This window comes from Solirubrobacter soli DSM 22325, assembly GCF_000423665.1.
GTDB lineage: Bacteria > Actinomycetota > Thermoleophilia > Solirubrobacterales > Solirubrobacteraceae > Solirubrobacter > Solirubrobacter soli.
In genome coordinates this window covers 54,642-74,041 of record NZ_KE384071.1, presented here as the reverse complement: position 1 = coordinate 74,041, position 19,400 = coordinate 54,642, and the positions used below count along the sequence as shown (strand labels likewise).

Annotated in this window: 13 protein-coding genes; 6 read left to right on the top strand and 7 right to left on the bottom strand. The window is 72.6% G+C overall.

From position 1 onward, the window contains the following. Position 1: 1 nt before the first annotated feature. The gene (locus G569_RS59760) at positions 2 to 373 is read right to left on the bottom strand and encodes a nuclear transport factor 2 family protein (RefSeq protein ID WP_053227515.1); all 372 of its coding nucleotides are present in this window, start codon (positions 371 to 373) and stop codon (positions 2 to 4) included. A gap of 6 nt (positions 374 to 379) precedes the next feature. Between G569_RS59760 and G569_RS0136160 the strand changes: the two genes are divergently transcribed. Beyond that, positions 380 to 862, top strand: a complete 483-nt coding sequence (locus G569_RS0136160) for a MarR family winged helix-turn-helix transcriptional regulator (RefSeq protein WP_169542323.1) — start codon at positions 380 to 382, stop codon at positions 860 to 862. Positions 863 to 927: 65 nt separating this feature from the next. Next, positions 928 to 2,115: a type IV pilus twitching motility protein PilT gene (locus G569_RS54535; protein WP_064750536.1), complete on the top strand. Its 1,188-nt coding sequence runs from the start codon at positions 928 to 930 to the stop codon at positions 2,113 to 2,115. A 24-nt stretch (positions 2,116 to 2,139) separates the two neighbouring features. Here G569_RS54535 and G569_RS54530 read toward each other — a convergent pair whose 3' ends face one another. After that, positions 2,140 to 3,654: a M28 family metallopeptidase gene (locus G569_RS54530; protein ID WP_169542322.1), complete on the bottom strand. Its 1,515-nt coding sequence runs from the start codon at positions 3,652 to 3,654 to the stop codon at positions 2,140 to 2,142. A 132-nt stretch (positions 3,655 to 3,786) separates the two neighbouring features. Here G569_RS54530 and G569_RS0136145 point away from each other — a divergent pair, with 132 nt between their 5' ends. From G569_RS0136145 to G569_RS0136135, 3 genes are all read left to right on the top strand, one after another. After that, positions 3,787 to 4,494 carry an AIM24 family protein gene (locus tag G569_RS0136145; protein ID WP_028067022.1) on the top strand — a complete coding sequence of 236 codons (708 nt, stop codon included), beginning with the start codon at positions 3,787 to 3,789 and terminating at the stop codon, positions 4,492 to 4,494. Between the two features lie 149 nt (positions 4,495 to 4,643). Further along, a complete protein-coding gene (locus tag G569_RS0136140; protein ID WP_028067021.1) occupies positions 4,644 to 4,991 on the top strand; it encodes a winged helix-turn-helix transcriptional regulator in 348 nt (115 codons plus the stop codon). 66 nt (positions 4,992 to 5,057) lie between these two features. Beyond that, positions 5,058 to 6,290, top strand: coding sequence for a hypothetical protein (locus G569_RS0136135; RefSeq protein WP_028067020.1), 1,233 nt, complete (start codon positions 5,058 to 5,060; stop codon positions 6,288 to 6,290). On the opposite strand, the gene G569_RS0136130 is transcribed toward G569_RS0136135, so the two are convergent. From G569_RS0136130 to G569_RS0136120, 3 genes are read right to left on the bottom strand one after another with little or no spacing between them, the layout of a single operon-like run. Beyond that, positions 6,264 to 6,992: an AAA family ATPase gene (locus G569_RS0136130; protein ID WP_028067019.1), complete on the bottom strand. Its 729-nt coding sequence runs from the start codon at positions 6,990 to 6,992 to the stop codon at positions 6,264 to 6,266. The two genes, G569_RS0136135 and G569_RS0136130, sit on opposite strands and share 27 nt — an antisense overlap. 13 nt (positions 6,993 to 7,005) lie before the next feature. Continuing rightward, positions 7,006 to 8,064, bottom strand: coding sequence for an ArsA family ATPase (locus G569_RS0136125; protein WP_053227513.1), 1,059 nt, complete (start codon positions 8,062 to 8,064; stop codon positions 7,006 to 7,008). Between the two features lie 9 nt (positions 8,065 to 8,073). Continuing rightward, on the bottom strand, positions 8,074 to 8,697 hold the full coding sequence (locus tag G569_RS0136120; protein WP_028067017.1) for a LuxR C-terminal-related transcriptional regulator: 624 nt from the start codon (positions 8,695 to 8,697) through the stop codon (positions 8,074 to 8,076). A gap of 81 nt (positions 8,698 to 8,778) precedes the next feature. Here G569_RS0136120 and G569_RS59755 point away from each other — a divergent pair, with 81 nt between their 5' ends. Next, complete coding sequence (locus G569_RS59755) at positions 8,779 to 11,694, top strand: serine/threonine protein kinase (RefSeq protein WP_084286107.1); 2,916 nt, start codon at positions 8,779 to 8,781, stop codon at positions 11,692 to 11,694. 94 nt (positions 11,695 to 11,788) lie between these two features. Here G569_RS59755 and G569_RS59750 read toward each other — a convergent pair whose 3' ends face one another. Together G569_RS59750 and G569_RS59745 are read right to left on the bottom strand one after the other, a co-directional pair. After that, on the bottom strand, positions 11,789 to 17,764 hold the full coding sequence (locus tag G569_RS59750) for an NlpC/P60 family protein (protein ID WP_028067016.1): 5,976 nt from the start codon (positions 17,762 to 17,764) through the stop codon (positions 11,789 to 11,791). Continuing rightward, positions 17,764 to 19,395 (bottom strand): FHA domain-containing protein, encoded by a 1,632-nt coding sequence (locus G569_RS59745; protein WP_157592551.1) that lies wholly within the window; start codon positions 19,393 to 19,395, stop codon positions 17,764 to 17,766. Before G569_RS59745 ends, G569_RS59750 begins: the two co-directional genes overlap by 1 nt. Positions 19,396 to 19,400 lie beyond the last annotated feature (5 nt).

The window sequence follows — 19,400 nt, the reverse complement described above, 5'->3', positions numbered from 1 at the left end:
CTTAAGTCGGCTCTCCGATCGGTTCGTAGCAGTCGTAGGTCGCGTGGCGGAAGATCCTTCCGTCACGCACCTGCGTGAACGTGGCGATGTGCGCCGTCAGTTCCTGACCCGTCGCCGCGATCTTCCCGTGCCAGGTCGCGCGGGCCGCGATCGTGTCGCCGGCCTCGACGATCTGGTGCACGTCGTAGGTCTGTGACGCGAGCAGGCCGCGGCCGCGGGCAAACGCCGCGCGCGCCTGCTCGACGTCTCGCTCCGTGCCCTCGCGGTTGATCGCGTTGGGCATCTCCGAGATCTGCGCCTCGGGGTGCATCAGGCGCGCCATGGCGTCGTCGTCGAAGCGGGCGACGGCGTCGAAGAAGTCATGGAGTATCATGAAACCATGGTTACACAATCAGGGTTACATGACAAGGACTTCGTGCTCTGGACGCAGCTGCTGGGCGAGGTGCTCAATGGCGAGGTCCTCGAGCGGCTGGCGGTCGAGCATCCGCGGGTCCGGTACGCCCACGGGTTCCTGATCCAGCAGCTGGTCGAGGGCCCGCGGGCCGTGGGCGAGATCGCCGAGAACCTGGGCGTCACGTCGCAGGCCGTCTCGAAGACCGTGCGCGAGCTCGAAGGGCTCGGCTACGTCGAGCGCTGGTCGGACCCGGCGGACGGGCGCGTGCGGCGGGTGGCGCTGACCGAGCGCGGCCGCGCGGTCCTCGAGGCCGGCCGCGCCATCCGGGCCGAGCTCAACGCCGAGTTGGTCGCCGCGCTGGGCGCGGAGCGCGTGGCCGCCGCCGCCGAGACGCTGCGCGAGGCGCTCGAGGCGCGCGGCGCGATGACCGCCGTCAACGCCCGCCGGGTCCGCCCGTCGGAGCTCTGACGGTATGGGGTGAAGACCCCAGGGCGGCTCAAGAGGCGTACCGGGGGCGCCGATGATGAGGGCGTATGGCTTTCGATCTCGATCACGCCCTGCGCTATCTCATTGCCGCGGAGGGCTCCGACCTGCACCTGAAGGTTCCGTCCTATCCGCTGATCCGTCTGCATGGCCACCTGGAGCCCATCGCCGGCACCGAGCGCCTGTTCCCCGAGGACACGCGCAACGCCCTGCAGCAGATGCTGGTCGATCCGGAGAAGGTCGCCGAGTTCCAGGCCGAGAACGAGGTCGACTTCTCCTACTCCGTCGAGGGCCTCGGCCGCTTCCGCGTCAACGCGTTCCTGCAGCGCGGCTCGATCTCGATCGTCATGCGCGCCATCCCGGTCACGATCAAGTCCGTCGACGAGCTCGGGCTGCCCGAGGCCGTCACCAAGCTCGCCACCCAGGAGCGCGGGATCATCCTGCTCACCGGCACCACGGGCTCCGGCAAGTCGACGACGCTCGCGGCGATGATCGACCACATGAACCGGACGATGCAGAAGCACATCGTCACGATCGAGGACCCGATCGAGTTCCTGCACCGCGACCGCAACTCGATCATCAACCAGCGCGAGGTCGGCCAGGACACGGCGTCCTTCAAGCGCGCGCTGCGGCGCGTCCTGCGTCAGGACCCGGACGTGATCCTGGTCGGCGAGATGCGCGACGAGGAGACGGTGCACACCGCGCTGTCCGCGGCCGAGACCGGCCACCTCGTGCTCTCCACGCTGCACACGGTCGATGCCCCCGAGACCGTCAACCGCATCATCGACTTCTTCCCGCCCCACCAGCAGCAGCAGGCGCGCGCCATGATCGCCGGCACGCTGAAGGGCATCGTCTCCCAGCGCCTCGTCAAGACCGCCGACGGGCACGGCCGCGTCGCGTGCTGCGAGATCATGATCATGACCGGCCGCGTGCACGACATGATCCTCGACCCGAAGCTGACCGGGCAGCTGCCGGAGGTCGTCGCCGAGGGCGGCTACTACGGCATGCAGACGTTCGACCAGCACCTGCTCAAGCACCTGCATGCCGGCCGCATCACCTACGAAGAGGCGATGCGCGCCGCCACCTCGCCGCACGACTTCAAGCTGATGGTCGCCGCCAGCGGCCCGGTCGCCGACCTCTCCACGGTCACCGAGCCCGAGCCGCAGGTCCAGGCGACGGTCGCGCCCTCGGCCGCGCCGCCCGCGCCTTCGGCGCCGCCGCCCGGCGTGGCGTTCTAGCCACGCCGGAGGGCGACAGACGGGTCAGCGCTTCGCGCTGAGCTTGTAAAGCCCGTTGCTCTTGCCGGGCTTGCCGGCGACGGCGTTGACCGCTGACGTGTCGTAGGCGAACGTCAGCACGGCCGTGGCGATCGCGTCGGCGTTGACGTCCAGCGCGTGGACGTTGATGTTGTCGATGTCGTCGCACGCCGCGTGGTAACAGGGGTCCAGCGCGATGCCGGCGGTGCCGCCGAAGATCGCGGCCTCGGCCACCGTCTTGGGCACCTCGGCGCCGGTGAACAGGCCGCCGGCCGGGATCCCGACCGCGATGAACGGCCCGTAGTCCGAGCGCCCGGAGAACTCGCTGTCGACGAACGGCTCGCCGCGGGACGCGTAGAAGCGCTCGAAGACGTCCTCGATCTCGGCCGAGCCGGGCGGGATGAACCCGGGCGCCGCGGTGCCGCCCGAGTTGTCGCCGTCATAGATCCCGAACGTGTAGTTCGGCGACGCGACCATGTCGAAGTTGAGGTAGAGCCCGATGTCGTCGGCCTGCGCCTCGGTCAGCTCGCCCACGTAGTGCTCTGACCCGAGCAGGCCCGACTCCTCCGCGCCCCACCACGCGAAGCGCACGGTGTTGGCCGGCTTGACCTTGGCCATCTGGATCGCGGTCTCCAGCAGCGCGGCGCTGCCGGAGCCGTTGTCGTTGATGCCCGGGCCGTCCTGGACCGAGTCGAGGTGGGCGCCCGCCATCACGACGTTGGCGTCGTTGCCGTTGGCGGTCTCCGCCAGGACGTTGTAGGCGGTGCGCTGGTCGGCGGTGAAGTCGACGGTCACGGTCACGGTCGAGCCCGGGACCTCGGCGAGGTTCACGCCCGCGTCGAAGGTCGTGAAGACCGCGGGGATGTGCAGGCCGGTGGCGTCGCCGATCATGCTCACGAGGCCGGTGCGGCCCGGCTGGCCCTCGTTCATCACGATGACCGCGCTCGCGCCCGCGGCCTGGGCGTTGAGGACCTTGACCGCGAAGCCGCAGGTCCCGCGCTGGACGAGCGCCACGGCGCCGGCCGGGAAGCCGGCGAAGTCGGCGGCCTCGCAGCCGCTCGAGCTCGAATTGGGCGGGCCTGCCGGGTTGATGACGAGGTCGACCGGCCGCAGCGCCCCCGTCGCGGTGCCCTCGGGCGTGCCGCTGTCGAAAGCGTTGCGCAGGAAGTCCGTGCCCTCGGCGAAGGTCCGCGGCAAGGGGCTCCTGCGGATCAGCTGGGAGTTCTCCTCGAAGTAGTCGAAGGTGAACTCCTGGACCTGCGGGGTGTACCCCGCGCCGCGCAACTGGCCGACCACGTAGTCGACCGACGCCTTGAAGCCCGGGCGTCCGGCGGCGCGGTTGCCGCCGTTGGCGTCGGCGATGGCTTGCAGCGCCTCGAGGTGGTCGAGGACCCCCTCGGCGGTCACGGCCTTGGTGAGCTTGGCGACCGTGTTGTTGTTGGGCGACGCCTGGGCGGCGGGCGCCCCGATCAGCGCCACCGCGGCGGTGGCCGCCAGGAGCGCTCGGGCTGCAGTGGACATGCCCAGCGACTCTAAGCAGGGTGAGTCCCGGATGAGAAGTTTTCCGTCCCGCTGCGTTGACGGCTGCCCCAGCTGCATTACGCGGGGTAACTCACCTTGACGGTCACCGGATTGGTCGCGAGGCTTGCGCTCATGCAGACCACCCTCGGGCAGTTCAACGAGACGCAATCGCAGGACGCCTTCGCGCTTCAGAACTCGAAGCTCCTCAAGGTCCGCCTCGACCAGGTGACCATCCAGTCCAAGCTGGGGTCGATGGTCGCCTACCAGGGCGACGTGACCTTCGAGCATGCAGGCTCGGGTGGCCTCGGCCGCATGCTCAAGAAGGCCGTGACCGGCGAGGGCACGCAGCTGATGAAGGTCACGGGGCGGGGCGAAGTGTTCCTGGCCGACCAGGCGCAGGACATCCACCTGATCTACCTCGAGAACGACATGATCACGGTCAACGGGCCGAACCTGCTCGCGTTCGACACCGGGATCGACTGGGACATCCGCCGCGTCGAGGGCGCCTCCTCGATGATGGGCGGCGGCCTGTTCAACATGGCCCTCCAGGGCACCGGCTGGGTGGCGATCCTCTCCGACGGCCCGCCCGTCCTGCTCAACGTCGCCTCGGCGCCGACGTTCGCCGACGCGCAGGCCGCGATCACCTGGTCCTCGGGCGTCTCGACCGGCATCAAGACCGACTTCAAGATGAAGAACCTGGTCGGCCGCGGCTCGGGCGAGTCGGTCCAGATGTCCTTCCAGGGCCAGGGCTGGGTGCTCGTCCAGCCGTCCGAGGGCCGGATCGTCCCGGTCGCCCAGAACTCCTCGGGCGGCGGCCTCGGAAGCCTGCTCAACGGTTAAAGGGGTCAGGCCCCTTTAGGTCCGCGGGACGAAGTCGCGCGGCGGGACCGACCGACATCTAAGGGGCCAGACCCTGGCGCCGCATTTCGGCCGGCGCGCGGGCCAGCTCGCTTCATGAAATGAAGCTTTGCGGCTAGACTGGGTAATCGATGCCGGATCCCGATTGCCCAGTCTGTCGCACCGCTGAGATCGTCTGCGGCAAGTGGACGCTGTTGATCGTCCGCGACCTGGCCGAAGGGCGGTCGCGGTTCTGTGAGCTCGAGCGCTCGCTCGGGGGGATCTCCCCGCGCACGCTCTCGCTGCGCCTGCGCTCGCTCGAGGAGGAGGGGATCCTGCACCGCACGACCTTCCCCGAGGTCCCGCCGCGGGTCGAGTACGCGCTGACGGACAAGGGCCGCGCGCTGGTGCCGATCATCGACTCGATGCGCACCTACGGCTCCGAGTGGCTCGGCGCGCAGGGTTCCTGCGCCGAAGCGCCCGAAGTCGTCGCCGCGTAGCACAGTCTTCGGACGGAAACGTTGCAGCGGGCAGGAGCCCGCCCCTGCGCGTGGAATCGCGCCGCCATGCACAACCGGGCGCTGCATGACTCACTCGCGGCCTTCGTCGAGGAAGCCGCCTGGCAGCTGGCTGAGGAGGTGTCCGGGGGCGCCGAGATCCCGTTCGAGCTCGACGCGACGCCGACCCGATCGGCGCCGCTGTACTGCTACAAGCCGCTGACCGGCCGCTTCATCGCGCAGCGGATCGGCATGCTCTCCCGGCTGCCCTCCTACCCAGCCGCGGCCCGTGGGCTCGCCCAGCTGCCCGACCTGCCCGGATACCTGCGCCACCGCGGCCGCCGCGTCCCCGCCGGCGACGCCCGCGCGCTGCCGGATTGTGCGCTGCAGGCCTTCCTCGGCGCCGTTTGGGGGGACCAGACCGAGTTCGTCTTCGACGCCGACCGCTTCCGCGCCGCGTTCGCGGAGCTCGAGGAGGTCGTCTACAGCGGCTGCGAGCTCTCGGTCGTGCTGGCGCAGGTCGAGGGCCTCGTGATCGAGACGGACGAGGTCCCGCTCGGCGAGGGCCTCGCGCTCGTGCGGGGGACGACGCTGGCCGACGCGCCCGACGGCCTGTCCGACGACCCGCACGCCACCGTCGCGGTGCTGGCCCTGGAGAGCTCACGCGGGGAGGGCCGCGCGCTCGAGGCGGCCGGCCGCCGGTTGCGCAAGCTCCAGACCGCCCTGCGGCTGTGGGATGACGCCGAGCCCGCGCTCGGTCCGACCGCCTGGGCCCGCACCGACGGCAGCACGTGGATGGCGATCCCGCTCGCCACCGGCCTGCGCCGCCCTGCGGGGGACTGCCTGCTCCACGCCGACGAGGAGGACCCGCTGCGCGCGTTCTGCGGCCTCGTCTCCCGCCGCATGCCCCGCTCGGGCGAGCTCGCGTGGGCGCTACGCCGGTTCGAGCTCGGCTGCGAGCGCGGCAACGACGTCGAGGCGCTCACCGACTGGCTGCTGGCGGCCAAGGCGCTGTTCGCCGACGTCGACCGGACGGGCTACGACGGCGTCGCCGAGCGGATGGCCGCGATCTGCGCCGAGGCGCCCGACCGCGCCCGCCTCGAGGCGCGGGTGCGCGAGGCGATCTCGCTCGAGCGCGCCGCGGTCGCCGGCTTCGTTCGCCCTGGCGAGGGCGTCGAGGCACTCGTGTCCGAGCTCGGCGGTTGCCTGCGGGCGGTCCTGCGCGACGTGCTCTGCGGTCACCTGGACCCGGCGCTGCGCCGGATCGCCGACGACCTACGCGTCGTCGAAGAGCCGGCGTAGAAAGCGGTCCGGCGCGTCCAGGAAGGCGCGCGTCAGCTGGAAGTGGTCGGTGTCCTCGTAGGCCGTGGGCGCCGGCCCGTCCTCGCCCAGCTCGTAGATCAGCGCGCCCGGGTAGGCGAGCAGGACCGGCGAGTGGGTGGCGATCATGAACTGCGAGCCCTCGACGACCAGCTCGTGCATGCGCCGCAGCAGCGTCAGCAGTCCCTGCGGGGAGAGCGCGGCCTCGGGCTCGTCGAGCACGTAGAGGCCGTTCGGGCCGAAGCGGTGCATGGCGAGCGCGAGGAAGCTCTCGCCATGCGAGCGCTCGTGCAGCGAGACGCCGCCGTAGGCGTCGATCAGCCGGTCCTGCCCGCGCGGAGGCGGGTCCTCGTCGAGCTCGTCGATCCGGGTGGCGACGTTGAAGAAGCTCTCGGCGCGCAGGAAGAACCCGGTGCGCGGACGGCGGGCGCCGCGGACGAGCACGAGCGCGTCGCCCAGCGGCGGCGTCTCGTCCCGGGTGCGCGCCCCGAAGCCGAGGCTGCCGCCCTCGGGCGCGAACCCGGCGGCGACCGCGATCCCCTCGACCAGCGTCGACTTGCCCGAGCCGTTCTCGCCCACCAGGAACGTCACCGCCGGGTTCAGCGGCAGCTCCTCGAAGCCGGCGAGCGCGGGGATCGTCCACGGCCAGCCGGAGCCGCGCCGCTCAGGCGGCAGCCGGACCATGCGGACGAGCGCCTCAGAAGAGGTGTTCGCGGATCTGCGCAAGGCCGTCCAGGTCGTGGACGTCGTCGTCGAGCTCGGGGACGAGGATCGTCGGCGGGTCGGCGAGCGCGTCGCGCAGGCGGGCGACGTTCGCGGCGTCGCGGGCGGCGAGCGCGGCCAGCTCGCTCGTCGCGAGCGTGACCCGCTCGGCCAGCGCCGGCCCGAGGCCCGACGCGACCGCGTCCGGCAACGCGTCGTCGGGCGGCTGATGCACGCGGTTGACCACGAGGCCGCCGAACGGCATGTCGGCCTCGCGCAGCTTGCGGTGGAAGTAGATCGCCTCCTCCACCGGGTCGTGGCGCGGGGCGGTGACGATCAGGAACGTGGTCGCGGGGTCCGAGAGCAGCGCGCCGACGCGGCGGGCGCGCTCGGTGAAGCCGTCGATCATCCCGCCGAGCGAGCGGAAGAAGACCGAGAGGTCGCGCAGCAGGTCGACGCCCGTGACCCGCTGGAGGATGCTGAACACGACGCTGCCGCCGCGCCCGATGATGCGCCCGCTCAGTCCGGCGGGGCGCAGGAAGACGCGGATCGCGCGGCCCTGGAAGAAGCGGGTCAGGCGGCCGGGGGCGTCGAGGAAGTCGAGCGCGTTGCGCGACGGCGGCGTGTCCAGGACGAGCACGTCGAACTCGCCGGAGCGGTCGAGCTCGTAGAGCTTGGCGATCGCGGTGAACTCCTGCGAGCCGGCGACCGCGCTGGACAGCTGCTGGTAGATCCGGTTGGCGAAGACCTCGTCGCGGGTGCGCTCGTCCGGCGCCAGCGCCTCGATCAGCTCGTCGAACGTGCGCTTGGCGTCGAGCATCATCGCCCACAGCTCGCCCGCGACGTCGGCCTCGACGCGACGCGGCTCGTTGTCGAGCTCCTGCAACCCGAGGGCGTCGGCGAGCCGCCGCGCGGGGTCGATCGTCACCACGGCGACCTTCTTGCCCTGCTCGGCGAGCCCGAGCGCGACCGCGGCAGCGGTGGTCGTCTTGCCGACGCCGCCCGAGCCGGCGCAGATGACCATGCGCCGCCCGTCCAGCCACTGCGTCAGCACAACGACAATCTAGATGAGACCTTCGCGTACTGCGAAAGCCACTGCTTGCGAGCGGCTGCGCGCGTTGAGCTTCGTGACGACATCGTGCAGAACGTTCTTCACGGTGCGTTCAGAGTATGAGAGCTCCAACGCCACCTCGCGGGTGGGATGGCCCGCCGCGATCAGCGCCAGCACCTGCTGCTCGCGATCGGTGAGCCGCGCGGGTGTGGGCTTGGCCTCGGCGGACTCGGGCAGCTTGGCCAGCAGGTGCTCGAGCATGTCGGGGGCCACGACGCTCGTCCCGTCGGCTGCCGCGCGCACCGCCGACGACAGCGTTTCCGGGGTCAGCTCGTCCTTGCGTAAGTAGCCGACCGCGCCCGCTTGCAGAGCGGAAAGCGCAGCGTCCTTGCCGGCCTCTGAGGCGCACACGATCACCCGCGAGCCGATCGTCTCGCGGACGCCGGTGACGAAGTCCGCGCCGCCCGGCAGCGACGGATCGACCAGCACGAGGTCCGCATCGAACAGCGCCGGATGCTCCCACGCGTCGCGCACACGCTCGGCGTCGGCGACCGATTCGACCTCCTCGAGCAGGTCAAGACAAGCCACCAGTCCCCGGCGGTAGATCGTGTGGGTGTCGAGGACGAAGAGCTTCACCCTTAAGAGTGGTTGCCGCTTTGAGGTTGCGTGGCGATACTACGCGGAGCCTCCGAGGTCAGCAACAACGGGAACGCAGGGATGCCTGACGCCATTATGAAAACAGTCGGCCGTTACGAGATCCTCCGGGAGGTGGGTCGCGGCGGTATGGCGATGGTGTACCTGGCGCGTCAGACGGACCTCGACCGGTTCGTCGCCCTCAAGGAGCTCGGCGCGTTCCACGCCTCGGACCCCTCGTTCGCCCAGCGGTTCCTGCGCGAGTCGCGGGTCGCCGGCTCGCTGAGCCACCCGAACATCGTGACCGTGCACGACTACTTCGAGCACGACGGCACGCCGTACATCGCGATGGAGTACGTCGAGCGCGGCTCGCTGCGACCGTATGTGGGGCGGATGACGCTGGCGCAGATCGGCGGCGTCCTGGAAGGCCTGCTCGCCGGCCTGACCAACGCCGAGGCGCAGGGCATCGTGCACCGCGACCTCAAGCCCGAGAACCTGATGGTCACCTCGGACGGGCGCGTGAAGATCGCCGACTTCGGCATCGCCAAGGCGACCACGAAGATGCAGACGGGCGCGTTCCTGACGGCGACCGGCACGACCGTGGGCACGCCGACCTACATGGCGCCCGAGCAGGCGATGGCGCAGGAGATCGGCCCTTGGACCGACCTGTACTCGGTCGGCTGCATGGCCTTCGAGATGTTCACGGGCAACGTCCCGTTCCACGACTCCGACGCGCCGATGGCGATCCTGCTGCGCCACGTCAACGAGCCGATCGCGCCGGTCAAGTCGATCCGCCCCGAGGTCGATCAGCGCATCTCGGACTGGATCGAGAAGCTGCTGGTCAAGGAGCCGGGCTCGCGCACGCAGAACGCGAACGACGCGTGGGACGAGTTCGAGGAGATCGTGCTCGGGCTGCTCGGCCCGCGCTGGCGCCGCGAGGCCCGCCTGATCGAGCGCGAGACCGCCCAGTCCAACGGCGCCCAGCCGCTGACGCCCGCCCCGTTCCCGGGCACCTCCACCGGCGACGCCGCGTCCGAGGAGTTCAAGTCCTTCGCCTGGGGCGCGCCCGCGTCCGACACCGGCCCTTCGGCTGCGCCGCCGATGTACACGCCGCCGCCGTCGGAGACCGCGACGCCGCTGCCCGAGCCCATCGTCGGCCCGCCGACGCCGATGCCCTCGCAGGCGGTTCCGTCCACGCCGATCGCGCAGCCGGACCCCGAGCCGATCGCCGAGACCGGCTTCGTCACCTTCGGCACGCCCGCTCCGCCGCCGCCCACCGACGCGCTGATCGCCGCCGCCCCGCAGGCCGCGCCTGAGCCGCCGGCCGCCGAGCCCGTGGTCGACGCCGCGCCGACCGGCTTCCAGACCGCGCCCGGCCTCGGCAACGTCGCGCCCTCGACGCCGACGCCTCCTGAGGTCGTCACGCCGACGCCCGCCGAGAACTTCTCCGCGCCGCCGGCCGGCCTCGCGCCGCCGCCCGTCGAGGAGCCCGCCAAGTCCTTCGAGACCTACATCGCGCCGGAGCCGTCACGCCCGCCGACCGAGGAGCCGGCGCTGACGCCGCCGCCGGTCGAGGCCGTCGCCCCCGCCCCGGTCACGCCCGCGCCGTACAGCGCGCCGCCGCTCACCCCGGATCCGCAGCCGTCCACGCCGCTCGTCGCCGACACGATGATGCCGCAGACGCTGCCGGAGCCGCCCAAGAAGACGCCGAAGCCGCCCAAGCAGGACACGGGTGACAGCGGCGGCGGCCGGCCGAAGTGGATCGTGCCCGCCGCGATCGTCGGTGGCGTCGCCACGGTGGCCATCATCGGCGTCGTCGCGCTCGGCGGCGGTGGCGGCGGTGGCTCGGCGACCCCGACCAGCACCCCGCAGGCGAAGGCCTCCCCCACGCCCGGCGCGGCCGTGCCGATCTCCGCCGGCGGCATCGCGCTGCAGGTGCCCGCGGGCTGGTCCCAGGGCACCGGCGAGGCTCCCGCGGTTCCCGGCATCGAGAGCCCGGTCGCCATCGGCGGCCCGAAGGGCGGAACGGTCGTCATCGGCACCGCCGACAAGTCCGCGAACAACTCGACGCTGCTGCCGGGCGATCTGCGCAAGGGCGACATCCCCGAGGCCAAGACCGTCGACATCGGCGACGGCAAGCAGGCGCTGCTGCACGAAGGCGTGACCGTCGGCGACAAGACCGCGTCGGTCTACTCCGTGCCCACCAGCGCGGGCGTCGCGACGATGGCGTGCTTCGCCGAGGGCGACACCTGCGGCTCGATCGCCTCCTCGATGCAGATCACGGACGGCACGGTCTTCGGCGTCGGCCCCGACGCCAAGTTCGCCAAGAACGTGCAGACGATCCTCGGCCGCCTCGAGGCCAAGGAGAAGACCGCGGCCCGCAATCTGAGCAACGCCGGCAAGCGCACCTCCCAGGTCGCGGCCACGAACCAGCTGTGGGGCGCGTACAGCGGCGCCGCCAAGTCGCTGGGCAAGCTGAAGATCAGCCCGGCCGACACCGTCCTGCGCAAGCAGATGGTCGACGCTCTGGGCGGCGCCGGCGCGGCGTACCGCAAGGCCGCCGGCGAGGGCAAGCGCAAGGACCGCGCCGGATACGCCCGCCAGGGCAAGGCCGCGCTCGGCTTCCAGGACGACATGAAGACGGCGCTCGAGGGCATGACCAACGCCGGCTACTCGCTGCCCGCCGGCTCCGCGGCCGCCGCGAAGTTCACGAAGCTGCCGACGCTCAAGAAGGACCCGAAGAAGAAGGCCGCGGCCTCGAACAACACCGCGCCGCAGAACAACGTCACGCCCCAGAACAACGTCACCCCGCAGAGCGGCAGCAGCGGCGTCACCGGCGGTTCGACCGGCGGCAGCACCGGCGGTTCGACCGGCGGCAGCACCGGCGGTTCGACCGGCGGCTCGACCGGCGGCAGCAGCGGCGGCTCGTCCGGCGGCAGCAGCGGCGGCTCGAGCGGCGGCAGCAGCGGCGGCGGCGTCAGCGGCGGCGGCGAGGGCTAGACCGCCCGCACGAAACACACGCTTCGCCTGCGGCCGCCCCTCGGAGCGGCCGCACCGATTTGCACCGGGGGCTGCCGCCCCCGGAACCCCCCGCTTAACCCAGCAGCTTGCGGGCCTCGCCGAGCCGCAGCTGGTAGCGGCCGCGGTACTGCTCGGCCGGGCGCTCGACGTCGGCGATCCACTCGCCGAACGCGTTCGGGTCCTTGCCGAAGTTGACGTCGCCGCGGGCGATCGCCTGCTTCTTGACCGCGAGCGCCTGGTCGATGAACCACTTGGCCTGCAGCTCGGGCTTCTGCGGGTAGCCGGCGTACGCGCCGGAGTTCCAGATCTGGGTGCGCATCTGGAAGAAGCCGACCGAGTCGCGGTCGCCGTAGTTGAGGTTGCGCACGCCGGACTCGACGAGCGAGGCCATCACGGGCAGCTCGGGCGGGAGGCCCGCCTTCTCGGCCTGCTTGCCCAGCCACTTGGCGAGCGCGGCCTGGCCGGCGTTGTCGCCCGGGTAGTCGGTGGTCGTGTCGGCGAGGTCGATCGAGACGGGCGCGCCGGCCTGCGCCGGCTTGCCCGCGGGCGTCGCGGCGTCGGCGTCGGGCTGAGCGGGCGCGGCCACCTCCGACGGCGGCGTCGGAGCGACCGGCGCGGCGGGTGGGGTCGGCTCGACGGGGAGTGAGGCGGCGGCGGGCTCCGCGGGCGGGGTCACCGGCGGCGCGGCGGGCGGCGGCGCCGCCGCGGCGGCAGCGGCGGCGGGCCGCTTGACCTGCGACGGGTCGATCGCCTTCAGGAACATCATCGAGACCTTCTTCTCGCGTTCCTTGGAGGCCTCGACCGCCTTGACGGCCTGGAAGAGCTGCGAGGCGTTGCGGCGGACCTCGGCGGCGTCGCGCGCGACCGCGGCTTGGGCCTTGGCGACGTCGGCGGGGTCGATCGCGGGTGCGGCGGGTGCCGCTGCCGCGGCGGCGGCGACCGGCGCCGCCGCGGGGGCCGAGGCGGGGACGGCGGCGACGCCGGCGGCCTGGTCGAACCGGCGCCCGCCCGCGAACTGCGACGCGTAGTACGGCTCGTCGAGGCTCGAGACCTTGACCACGTCACCGGTGTGCGGCGCGTGCAGGAACTTGTCGCCGCCGAGGTACATGCCGACGTGGTGGACGTCGCCCTGGTTGGCGAAGAACACGAGGTCGCCGGGCTTGAGCGCGGCGCGGTCGGCGATCTCGACCCCGTTGGCGGCCGCGATCTGCGTGTAGGTGACGCGCGGGATCTGGATGCCCGACTGCGCGTAGGCCCACTGCATCAGGCCCGAGCAGTCGAACCCGGTCTGCGGCGTCGACCCGCCCCACTTGTAATCGGTGCCGATGTACTTCGACGCCTCCTGGATCGCCGCGAGCGCCTTCGGCCCGGGCGCGTCGCCGGCCGCGATCGCCTGCTCGACCGGCGCGAGCACCTCGGCCGGGAGCTTGGCGTCGCCGAGCGCGGCGGCGGAAGCGGCAGCGGCGGCCGGGTCAGCCACGGGGAGCGATGCCGCGGGGGGCGCCGCGGCGGGCTGCGACGGCGCCTGGGAGAGCAGGCTGTTGGCCTCATCGAGCTTGAGCTGGTACCGGCCGCGGTACTGGGCGGCGGGGCGCTCGACGTCCGCGATCCAATCGCCGAACTGGTTCGGATCGCTGACCGACTTGCCCGCGACCAGACGCTGGCGCTTGACCGCCTCGGCCTGGTCGAGGAACCACTTGACCTGCAGCTCCGGCTTGTCCGGGAACCCCGCGTAAGCGCCCTGGTTCCAGATGCCGACGCGCATCTGGAAGAACCCGACCGAGTCCGCGTCGCCGAAGTTGAGGTTCTTCATGCCGGACTCGACGAGCGAGGCCATCAGCGGCAGCTGCGGCGGCAGCCCGCGCTTCTGCGCCTGGCCCGCCATCCACGCCGCGATCTCCGCCTGCGGCGCGTTGTCGCCCGGGTAGGCGTCGGGCGCGGCGGCGGCGACGGCCGCCGCGGCAGCGGGATCGGCGGCCGCGGCGGCCTGCCCCACCGCGGGCTGGGCGGGCGCGGCCTGCTGTGCGGCGGCCGGGTCGACCGCGGGTGCGGGTGCCGCGGCGGCCGCGGCCTTGGGCGGCGCATCGACCTTCTGGAAGAGCTGCGACGGCGTGCTCGCCCGCTCCTTGGCGTCCGACTCGGCGGCCTTCGCGGTGACGGCCTTCAGGAACAGCTGCGACGCCTTGTCGCGCTTGGGCGGCGGCTCGGCGGCGGCCGCAGCGGCGGCGGCTCCGGCAGGCGCGGGCGTGCCGGGCTGGACGGCGGCCGCGGTGGCGACCGGCGCGGGGGCGGCGGACGCGACGTCCGCCGGCGGCTTCCAGTCCGCGCTGATCTCCTGCTTGAACCCGACGTGGATGTGGTTCTGGTGGGCGGCGTCGGTGAAGTAGCCGGGGCCGGCGATCGCGAACGGCGAGCCGATCTCGTTCGGGCGGTAGTCGGGGTTCAGCTGCGAGAGCTCTGACGCGACCTCGCGCGCCAGCGGGCTGCCCGGCCCGACGATCTCGCCGTCGATCGCCCCGATGTCCATCCCGCGGCCGAAGTGGTGGTTGGAGACCGAGCCGCCCGCGGTGAACTTGTCGTGGTCCGAGCACATGCACGTGACCGTGATCTTGTGCTCGCCGGAGAGCTTGGTCAGCACTGCCACGACCCGCGGGTCGATCCGGCCGGCCTTGATGTCGGCGATGCCGTCGGAGTCGAAGACGACGTTCTTGTTGTTCAGCAGCGCGAGCGCCTCGGCCGATGCCTGGCCGCCGCCGCCCTCGGCGCCGAACTGCGTCGGGTCGATCGGGGCCGAGGCGCGGCCGCCCGCGGGTGCCTGGTCGGCCACCTGCGCGACGCCGTTGCCCGACGGCTGGGCGACCTGCGCCGCGGCGCCCGGCGACGCGTTGCCCTCGATCCGGATGAACTTGATGTTCGCGCTGCCCATCTGGCGGTCCGTGCTCGTGACCGCGTCGGCGTTGTTGCCCTCCAGCGCCTTGAACTTCCCGCCCTGGACGGTGCTGTCCAGGAAGCCGATGTGGCCGTCGGAGCCGAAGTCGTCCTGGCCGCCCCAGTCATAGGCGACGATGTCCCCGGGCCGCGCGTCCTCGGGGCTGACGATCTTGAGGTTGTTCTGGCCCGCCTCGGCGTTGCGCACCCACGTCTGCACGGCCGCCCAGCCCTGGCCCGGCATCTTGTGGCCGGCCTTCTCCAGCGACCACGTGACGAACGACGCGCACCACGGGTTCCCGGGAGCGACCTTGGCCGCGGCGAGGTACTGGTTGACCTGCGGGCCCATGTTCGCGCCGCCGATCTCGCGCACGCCCTTCTGGGAGTGGGCGATCTGCAGTGCCGCGGCGCCGAGCGAGCTGCCGCCACCGCCGGCGGGAGCGACCGCGGCGGCGGCCTCGACCGCGGCCGGGGCGGCCGCCGGCGCGGCGACGGCGGGCCGGTTCTTGATCAGCTCCTGCGCCTCGGAGAGCTTGAGCTGGTAGCGGCCGCGGTACTGCTCGGCGGGGCGTTCGACGTCGGCGATCCAGTCGCCGAACTGGTTCGGGTCGTCGATCGGCTTGCCCGCGGCGATCCGCGCCTTCTTGACCGTCTCCGCGTTGTCCAGGAACCACTTGAGCTGCAGCTCCGGATGGTCGCTGAAGCCCTTGTAGGGCCCGGAGTCCCAGATCCCGACGCGCATCTGGAAGAACCCCACCGAGTCGGCGTCGCCGTAGTGCAGGTTCTTCATCCCCGACTCGACGAGCGAGGCCATCAGCGGCAGCTCGGGCGGGAGGCCGCGGCGCTGCGCCTCGGACGCCATCCAAGCCGCGACCTGCTCCTGCGACGCGCTGTCGCCCGGGTAGGCGCCGGGGGCGGCGACGGCCTGCGCGAGCGCCGCCGGGTCGACCGCGGCGGCCACGGCGACGGGCGTCTTGGGCTTCGGCGCCTCGACGACCTGCTGGAAGATCTGGGATGGGTTCTTGCGCGCCTCGCTGGACTCCTTCGCCGCTGCCGTGGCCGAGACGGCCTTCAGGAAGAGCTGGGACTCGCGGTTGCGCTTGGGCGGCGGGTCGGCCGCGGCGGCCTCGGCGACGGGCGCCGGCGTCGGGGCGACCGGCGCGGGCGTCACCGGCGGCGCGGCGACGGGCGCCGCGTCGGGCGCGGGCGCGACGGCGGGCGTCTGCGGGGCGGCTTCGGGCGGCGCCACCGTCTCCTTGACGGCGACGTCGGACGGCGGCTTCCAGTCCTCGGGCAGGTCGTCCTGGAAGCCGACGTGGATCGAGGTCTGGTGTTCGGCGTCGGTGAAGTAGCCGTGGCCGCGGATCTGGAACGGGGACCCGATCTCGTCCGGCCGGTAGTCCTTGTTGAGCTGCGAGAGCTCGGAGGCGACCTCGCGGGCGATCGGGCTGTCCGGGCTGACGGGCTCGCCGTCGATCGCCGAGATGTCGACGCCGTCGGCGAAGCGGTTGACGGTGATCTTGTGGTCGGCGCTGAGCTTCGTCAGCACGGCGACGACGCGGGGATCGACGTGGGACGCCCTGAGCTCCTTCTTGCCGGCCGCGTCGAGGACGATGTTCTTGTTCTTGAGCAGCGCGAGGGCTTCCGGCTTGCCGGCGCTGTAGACGACCGACTCGGCGAGGTCCGGTGCGGACGTCGGCAACGTCGTGTCGTCCGGCGCGGGCGCGTCGGTGGGCAGCGTGGTGTCGGCGGGTGCCGCGCCGGCGGCGGGCGCGTCGGTCGGGAGCGTGGTATCGGCGGGTGCCACGCCGGCGGCCGGCGCGTCGGTCGGAAGCGTCGTGTCGGCGGGCACCGGGAGCGAGCTGCCCTTCGGGACGCTCGCCGCGTCACCGGTCGATGCCGCGACGGCGGGCTGCACGGCGGTCGGGGCGGGCCGGGCGCGCCGACCGGTCAGCGCGTCGGCGAGCCGGGCGACGCCGGACTTGGCCTTCCCCTTGCCGGCCGCGGCCTCCGCCACGGCGCCGTTGCCACCGGCCTCGGGCGGCGGGACGACGGCGTCGCCGCCGGCCGCCTCGGGTGGCGGCACCTCGCCGCCGGCCTCGGGCGGCGGGACCGGCGCGTCGGCCTCGACCGGCTTGCCGGACGGGATCTCCGCGGCCGGGTCGGCCGGCGGGGCGGGGGTCTCGGGGGGAGCGGGTGTGGCGGGTGGCGCGCTCGCGGCCGGGTCGACCGGCGGCGTCGCCGCGCCCGCCGGCGGCGCGTCGGTCGGCAGGGTCGTGTCCGCCGGCGGCGCGTCGGTGGGCAGCGTCGTGTCCGTCGTCGGCAGATCGGAGGAGCCCGGGGCGCCGGTCGTCTGCTCGTCGAGCGCGTTCGCCGCGGCGTCCTCCTTGGCCTGCTGAGCCGTCTCGGGCGAGTTCTCCTTGGCGATCTGCTTGGCCGCGTCCTCGGCGGCGCTGTTGTCCGCGCCCGCATCCTTGCCGCCCGCCGCCGCGTCCGCGCCCTTGTCGCCCGCCGCCGCGCCCTTCCCGTCCGCGGCCGCATCGGCGCCGGCCGCCGCGCCCTTGTTTCCGCCCGCCTGCTCGAGCGCCTTCGCGGCCGCCTCCTTGGCCGCCCCGCCGTCCGCGGGCGCCTCGGGCACGACCGGGGGCGCCGCCGCGGCCGCCGCCGCACCCCCGCCGCCCGCGGGCACACCCGCGTCGGCCGCACCGCCGAGCGCGTCGCCGCCGCCCGACGGCTCGGCCGCCGTCGCGATCGCGCCCCCGCCGGAGACCGGCTTCTTGAGGAAGTCCGGGATCGCGGGCATGTCCACCCGCGAGAGCACGTCCGCGACCTGCCCGGGGATCTCCTCCAAGTGCGGGAGGATGTTCTCGGTGAACTGGTAGATCCCGACGCCCTCCATGGCGGCGGCCATCATCACGCCCGCCAGCGAGGACTTCGACTCGCGGATGTCGAGCGTCATCATCGCCTTGCCGCCGCCCACGGACATCTCCTGGGCGAGCGAGTCCAGCCCCGCCTCGCGGCAGGCGCCCGCGGGGTCGCGCCGGAACTGGGCGCGGAATGCCTGGTCGGACAGCAGCCGCTCGAGCAGCTTGGCCGCGAGATCAGACTCGGTCGCCGCCATCACTCACGGATCCGTTTCCAGATCGGCTTGCCGAGCACGAAGAACACCGGCAGGAAGAACGCCACCCACAGCGTCCCCATCACGCCGTAGACGACCGCCTTGTTGTCGGTGATCGCCAGGAACACCTTCTCGTAGCGCAGCGACATGCCGATCGCGAAGCACGCCGCCAGGATCGACCACCCGACACCCCACAGGGAGTAGCGCAGCAGCACCGGCGAGTCGGTCGACTCGCCCTTGCCGCCGAGGCGCCGCTCGAACTGCTCCTTCGCGCGCCGCCGCAGGCCGGGCTCGTTGAGCCAGTCCACGAGCATGTGGTAGCCGTCGCGCTCGATGAACGGGTTGAGGTTGAAGAACCCGCCCACGTAGGCCGCGAACGCGAGGTTGAAGAAGATGTCGCGCACGATGCCCGCGGGCAGCAGCAGCGCGCAGATCGCGAACACCGCGCCGACGGAGAAGTCCGACACCGGGCCGGCCGCCGAGACCGCGATCCGCCGCCGGCGCGGCTCGAACCACGCCTCCGACGTGTCCACGAACGCGTACGGGAAGATCGCGATCACCTTCAGGCCCGCGCGGTGGATCCGGCGCCCGAACGACGCCATCGTCAGGCCGTGCGCGAGCTCGTGCACCGACACGACCGCGAAGCGGCCGAGCAGGAACACGAGCCCGCCCCAGCCGAACTTCTTCGCGACCACGAACGGCGTCCCGTAGCGGCCGAGGATCAGCGCCACGAACGTCACGATCCCGGTGACGATCAGCCCCGCGATGAACCAGAGCGCAGGGCGCGTGAAGAGCACCCACCCGCCGCCGCGGTAGATCGACTCGATCTTCGGGCCGACCCCGGTGAAGACCTTCTCGCGCGGCTTGACCAGCTTGCGCCAGCGGCTCGTCGGCGCCTCGATCAGCGGCTTGCCGCCCGCGACGCCCTCGAGGAAGCCGCGCTCACCGAGGTCGGTGAGCAGCCGCGCCAGCCGGGCGGGCCCGGTCGCGCCGAAGGTCTGCTCGGAGAGCTGCACCAGGTCGACGAGCGAATGCGAGCCGTCGAGCAGCTGGAACAGCTTCGCGTCGTTGTCCGACAGCCGCAGGAACGTGCCCGACTCGAGGTCGCGCAGCACCCAGCGCTTGCGCCCCTCCGACGCGTCCAGGCGCTTGAGCGCATACCCGGCCCGCAGCGCGGGGCGCATCCCGAACTGCGTGCCCGAGGCCGGCGGCGCCGGCATCAGCACATGCGGCGCGGCGTCCTGGGAGACGACGATCGTGCGGCCCGCCTCGGCGACGTCGCGGCGGCGCTCCACCCGCAGCTCGGCGTCGCCGAGCCGGATCTTCGCGCCGTCGCGCAGCGGCAGCGGATCGGTCACCCGCACGCCGTCCAGGTACGTCCCGTGGCTGGAGCCCGCGTCCTCGATCTGCGCGTCAGCCGAGATCCGCGCGTGCACGCGCGAGACCGACGGATCGGCGATCACCAGCGACGCGCCCGGCGCCCTCCCGATCGTCATCTCGGACACCACCGGCACCCGCGTCGCGTCCGCCAGCACCAGCTCCAACGGCGCCACGGCGCCGTTCAAAGGCGTGCCACAGCTGCCGCAGTAGCTCGCTCCACGCTCGAGCTGGCGCCGGCAGCTGGGGCACAGCACGCCTC

Bases quoted from the DNA above. Each gene is read 5' to 3' on its own strand.
- G569_RS59760 (WP_053227515.1), bottom strand. From the start codon at position 373: ATGATACTCCATGACTTCTTCGACGCCGTCGCCCGCTTCGACGACGAC.
- G569_RS0136160 (WP_169542323.1), top strand. From the start codon at position 380: ATGGTTACACAATCAGGGTTACATGACAAGGACTTCGTGCTCTGGACG.
- G569_RS54535 (WP_064750536.1), top strand. From the start codon at position 928: ATGGCTTTCGATCTCGATCACGCCCTGCGCTATCTCATTGCCGCGGAG.
- G569_RS54530 (WP_169542322.1), bottom strand. From the start codon at position 3,654: ATGTCCACTGCAGCCCGAGCGCTCCTGGCGGCCACCGCCGCGGTGGCG.
- G569_RS0136145 (WP_028067022.1), top strand. From the start codon at position 3,787: ATGCAGACCACCCTCGGGCAGTTCAACGAGACGCAATCGCAGGACGCC.
- G569_RS0136140 (WP_028067021.1), top strand. From the start codon at position 4,644: ATGCCGGATCCCGATTGCCCAGTCTGTCGCACCGCTGAGATCGTCTGC.
- G569_RS0136135 (WP_028067020.1), top strand. From the start codon at position 5,058: ATGCACAACCGGGCGCTGCATGACTCACTCGCGGCCTTCGTCGAGGAA.
- G569_RS0136130 (WP_028067019.1), bottom strand. From the start codon at position 6,992: ATGGTCCGGCTGCCGCCTGAGCGGCGCGGCTCCGGCTGGCCGTGGACG.
- G569_RS59755 (WP_084286107.1), top strand. From the start codon at position 8,779: ATGCCTGACGCCATTATGAAAACAGTCGGCCGTTACGAGATCCTCCGG.
- G569_RS59750 (WP_028067016.1), bottom strand. From the start codon at position 17,764: ATGGCGGCGACCGAGTCTGATCTCGCGGCCAAGCTGCTCGAGCGGCTG.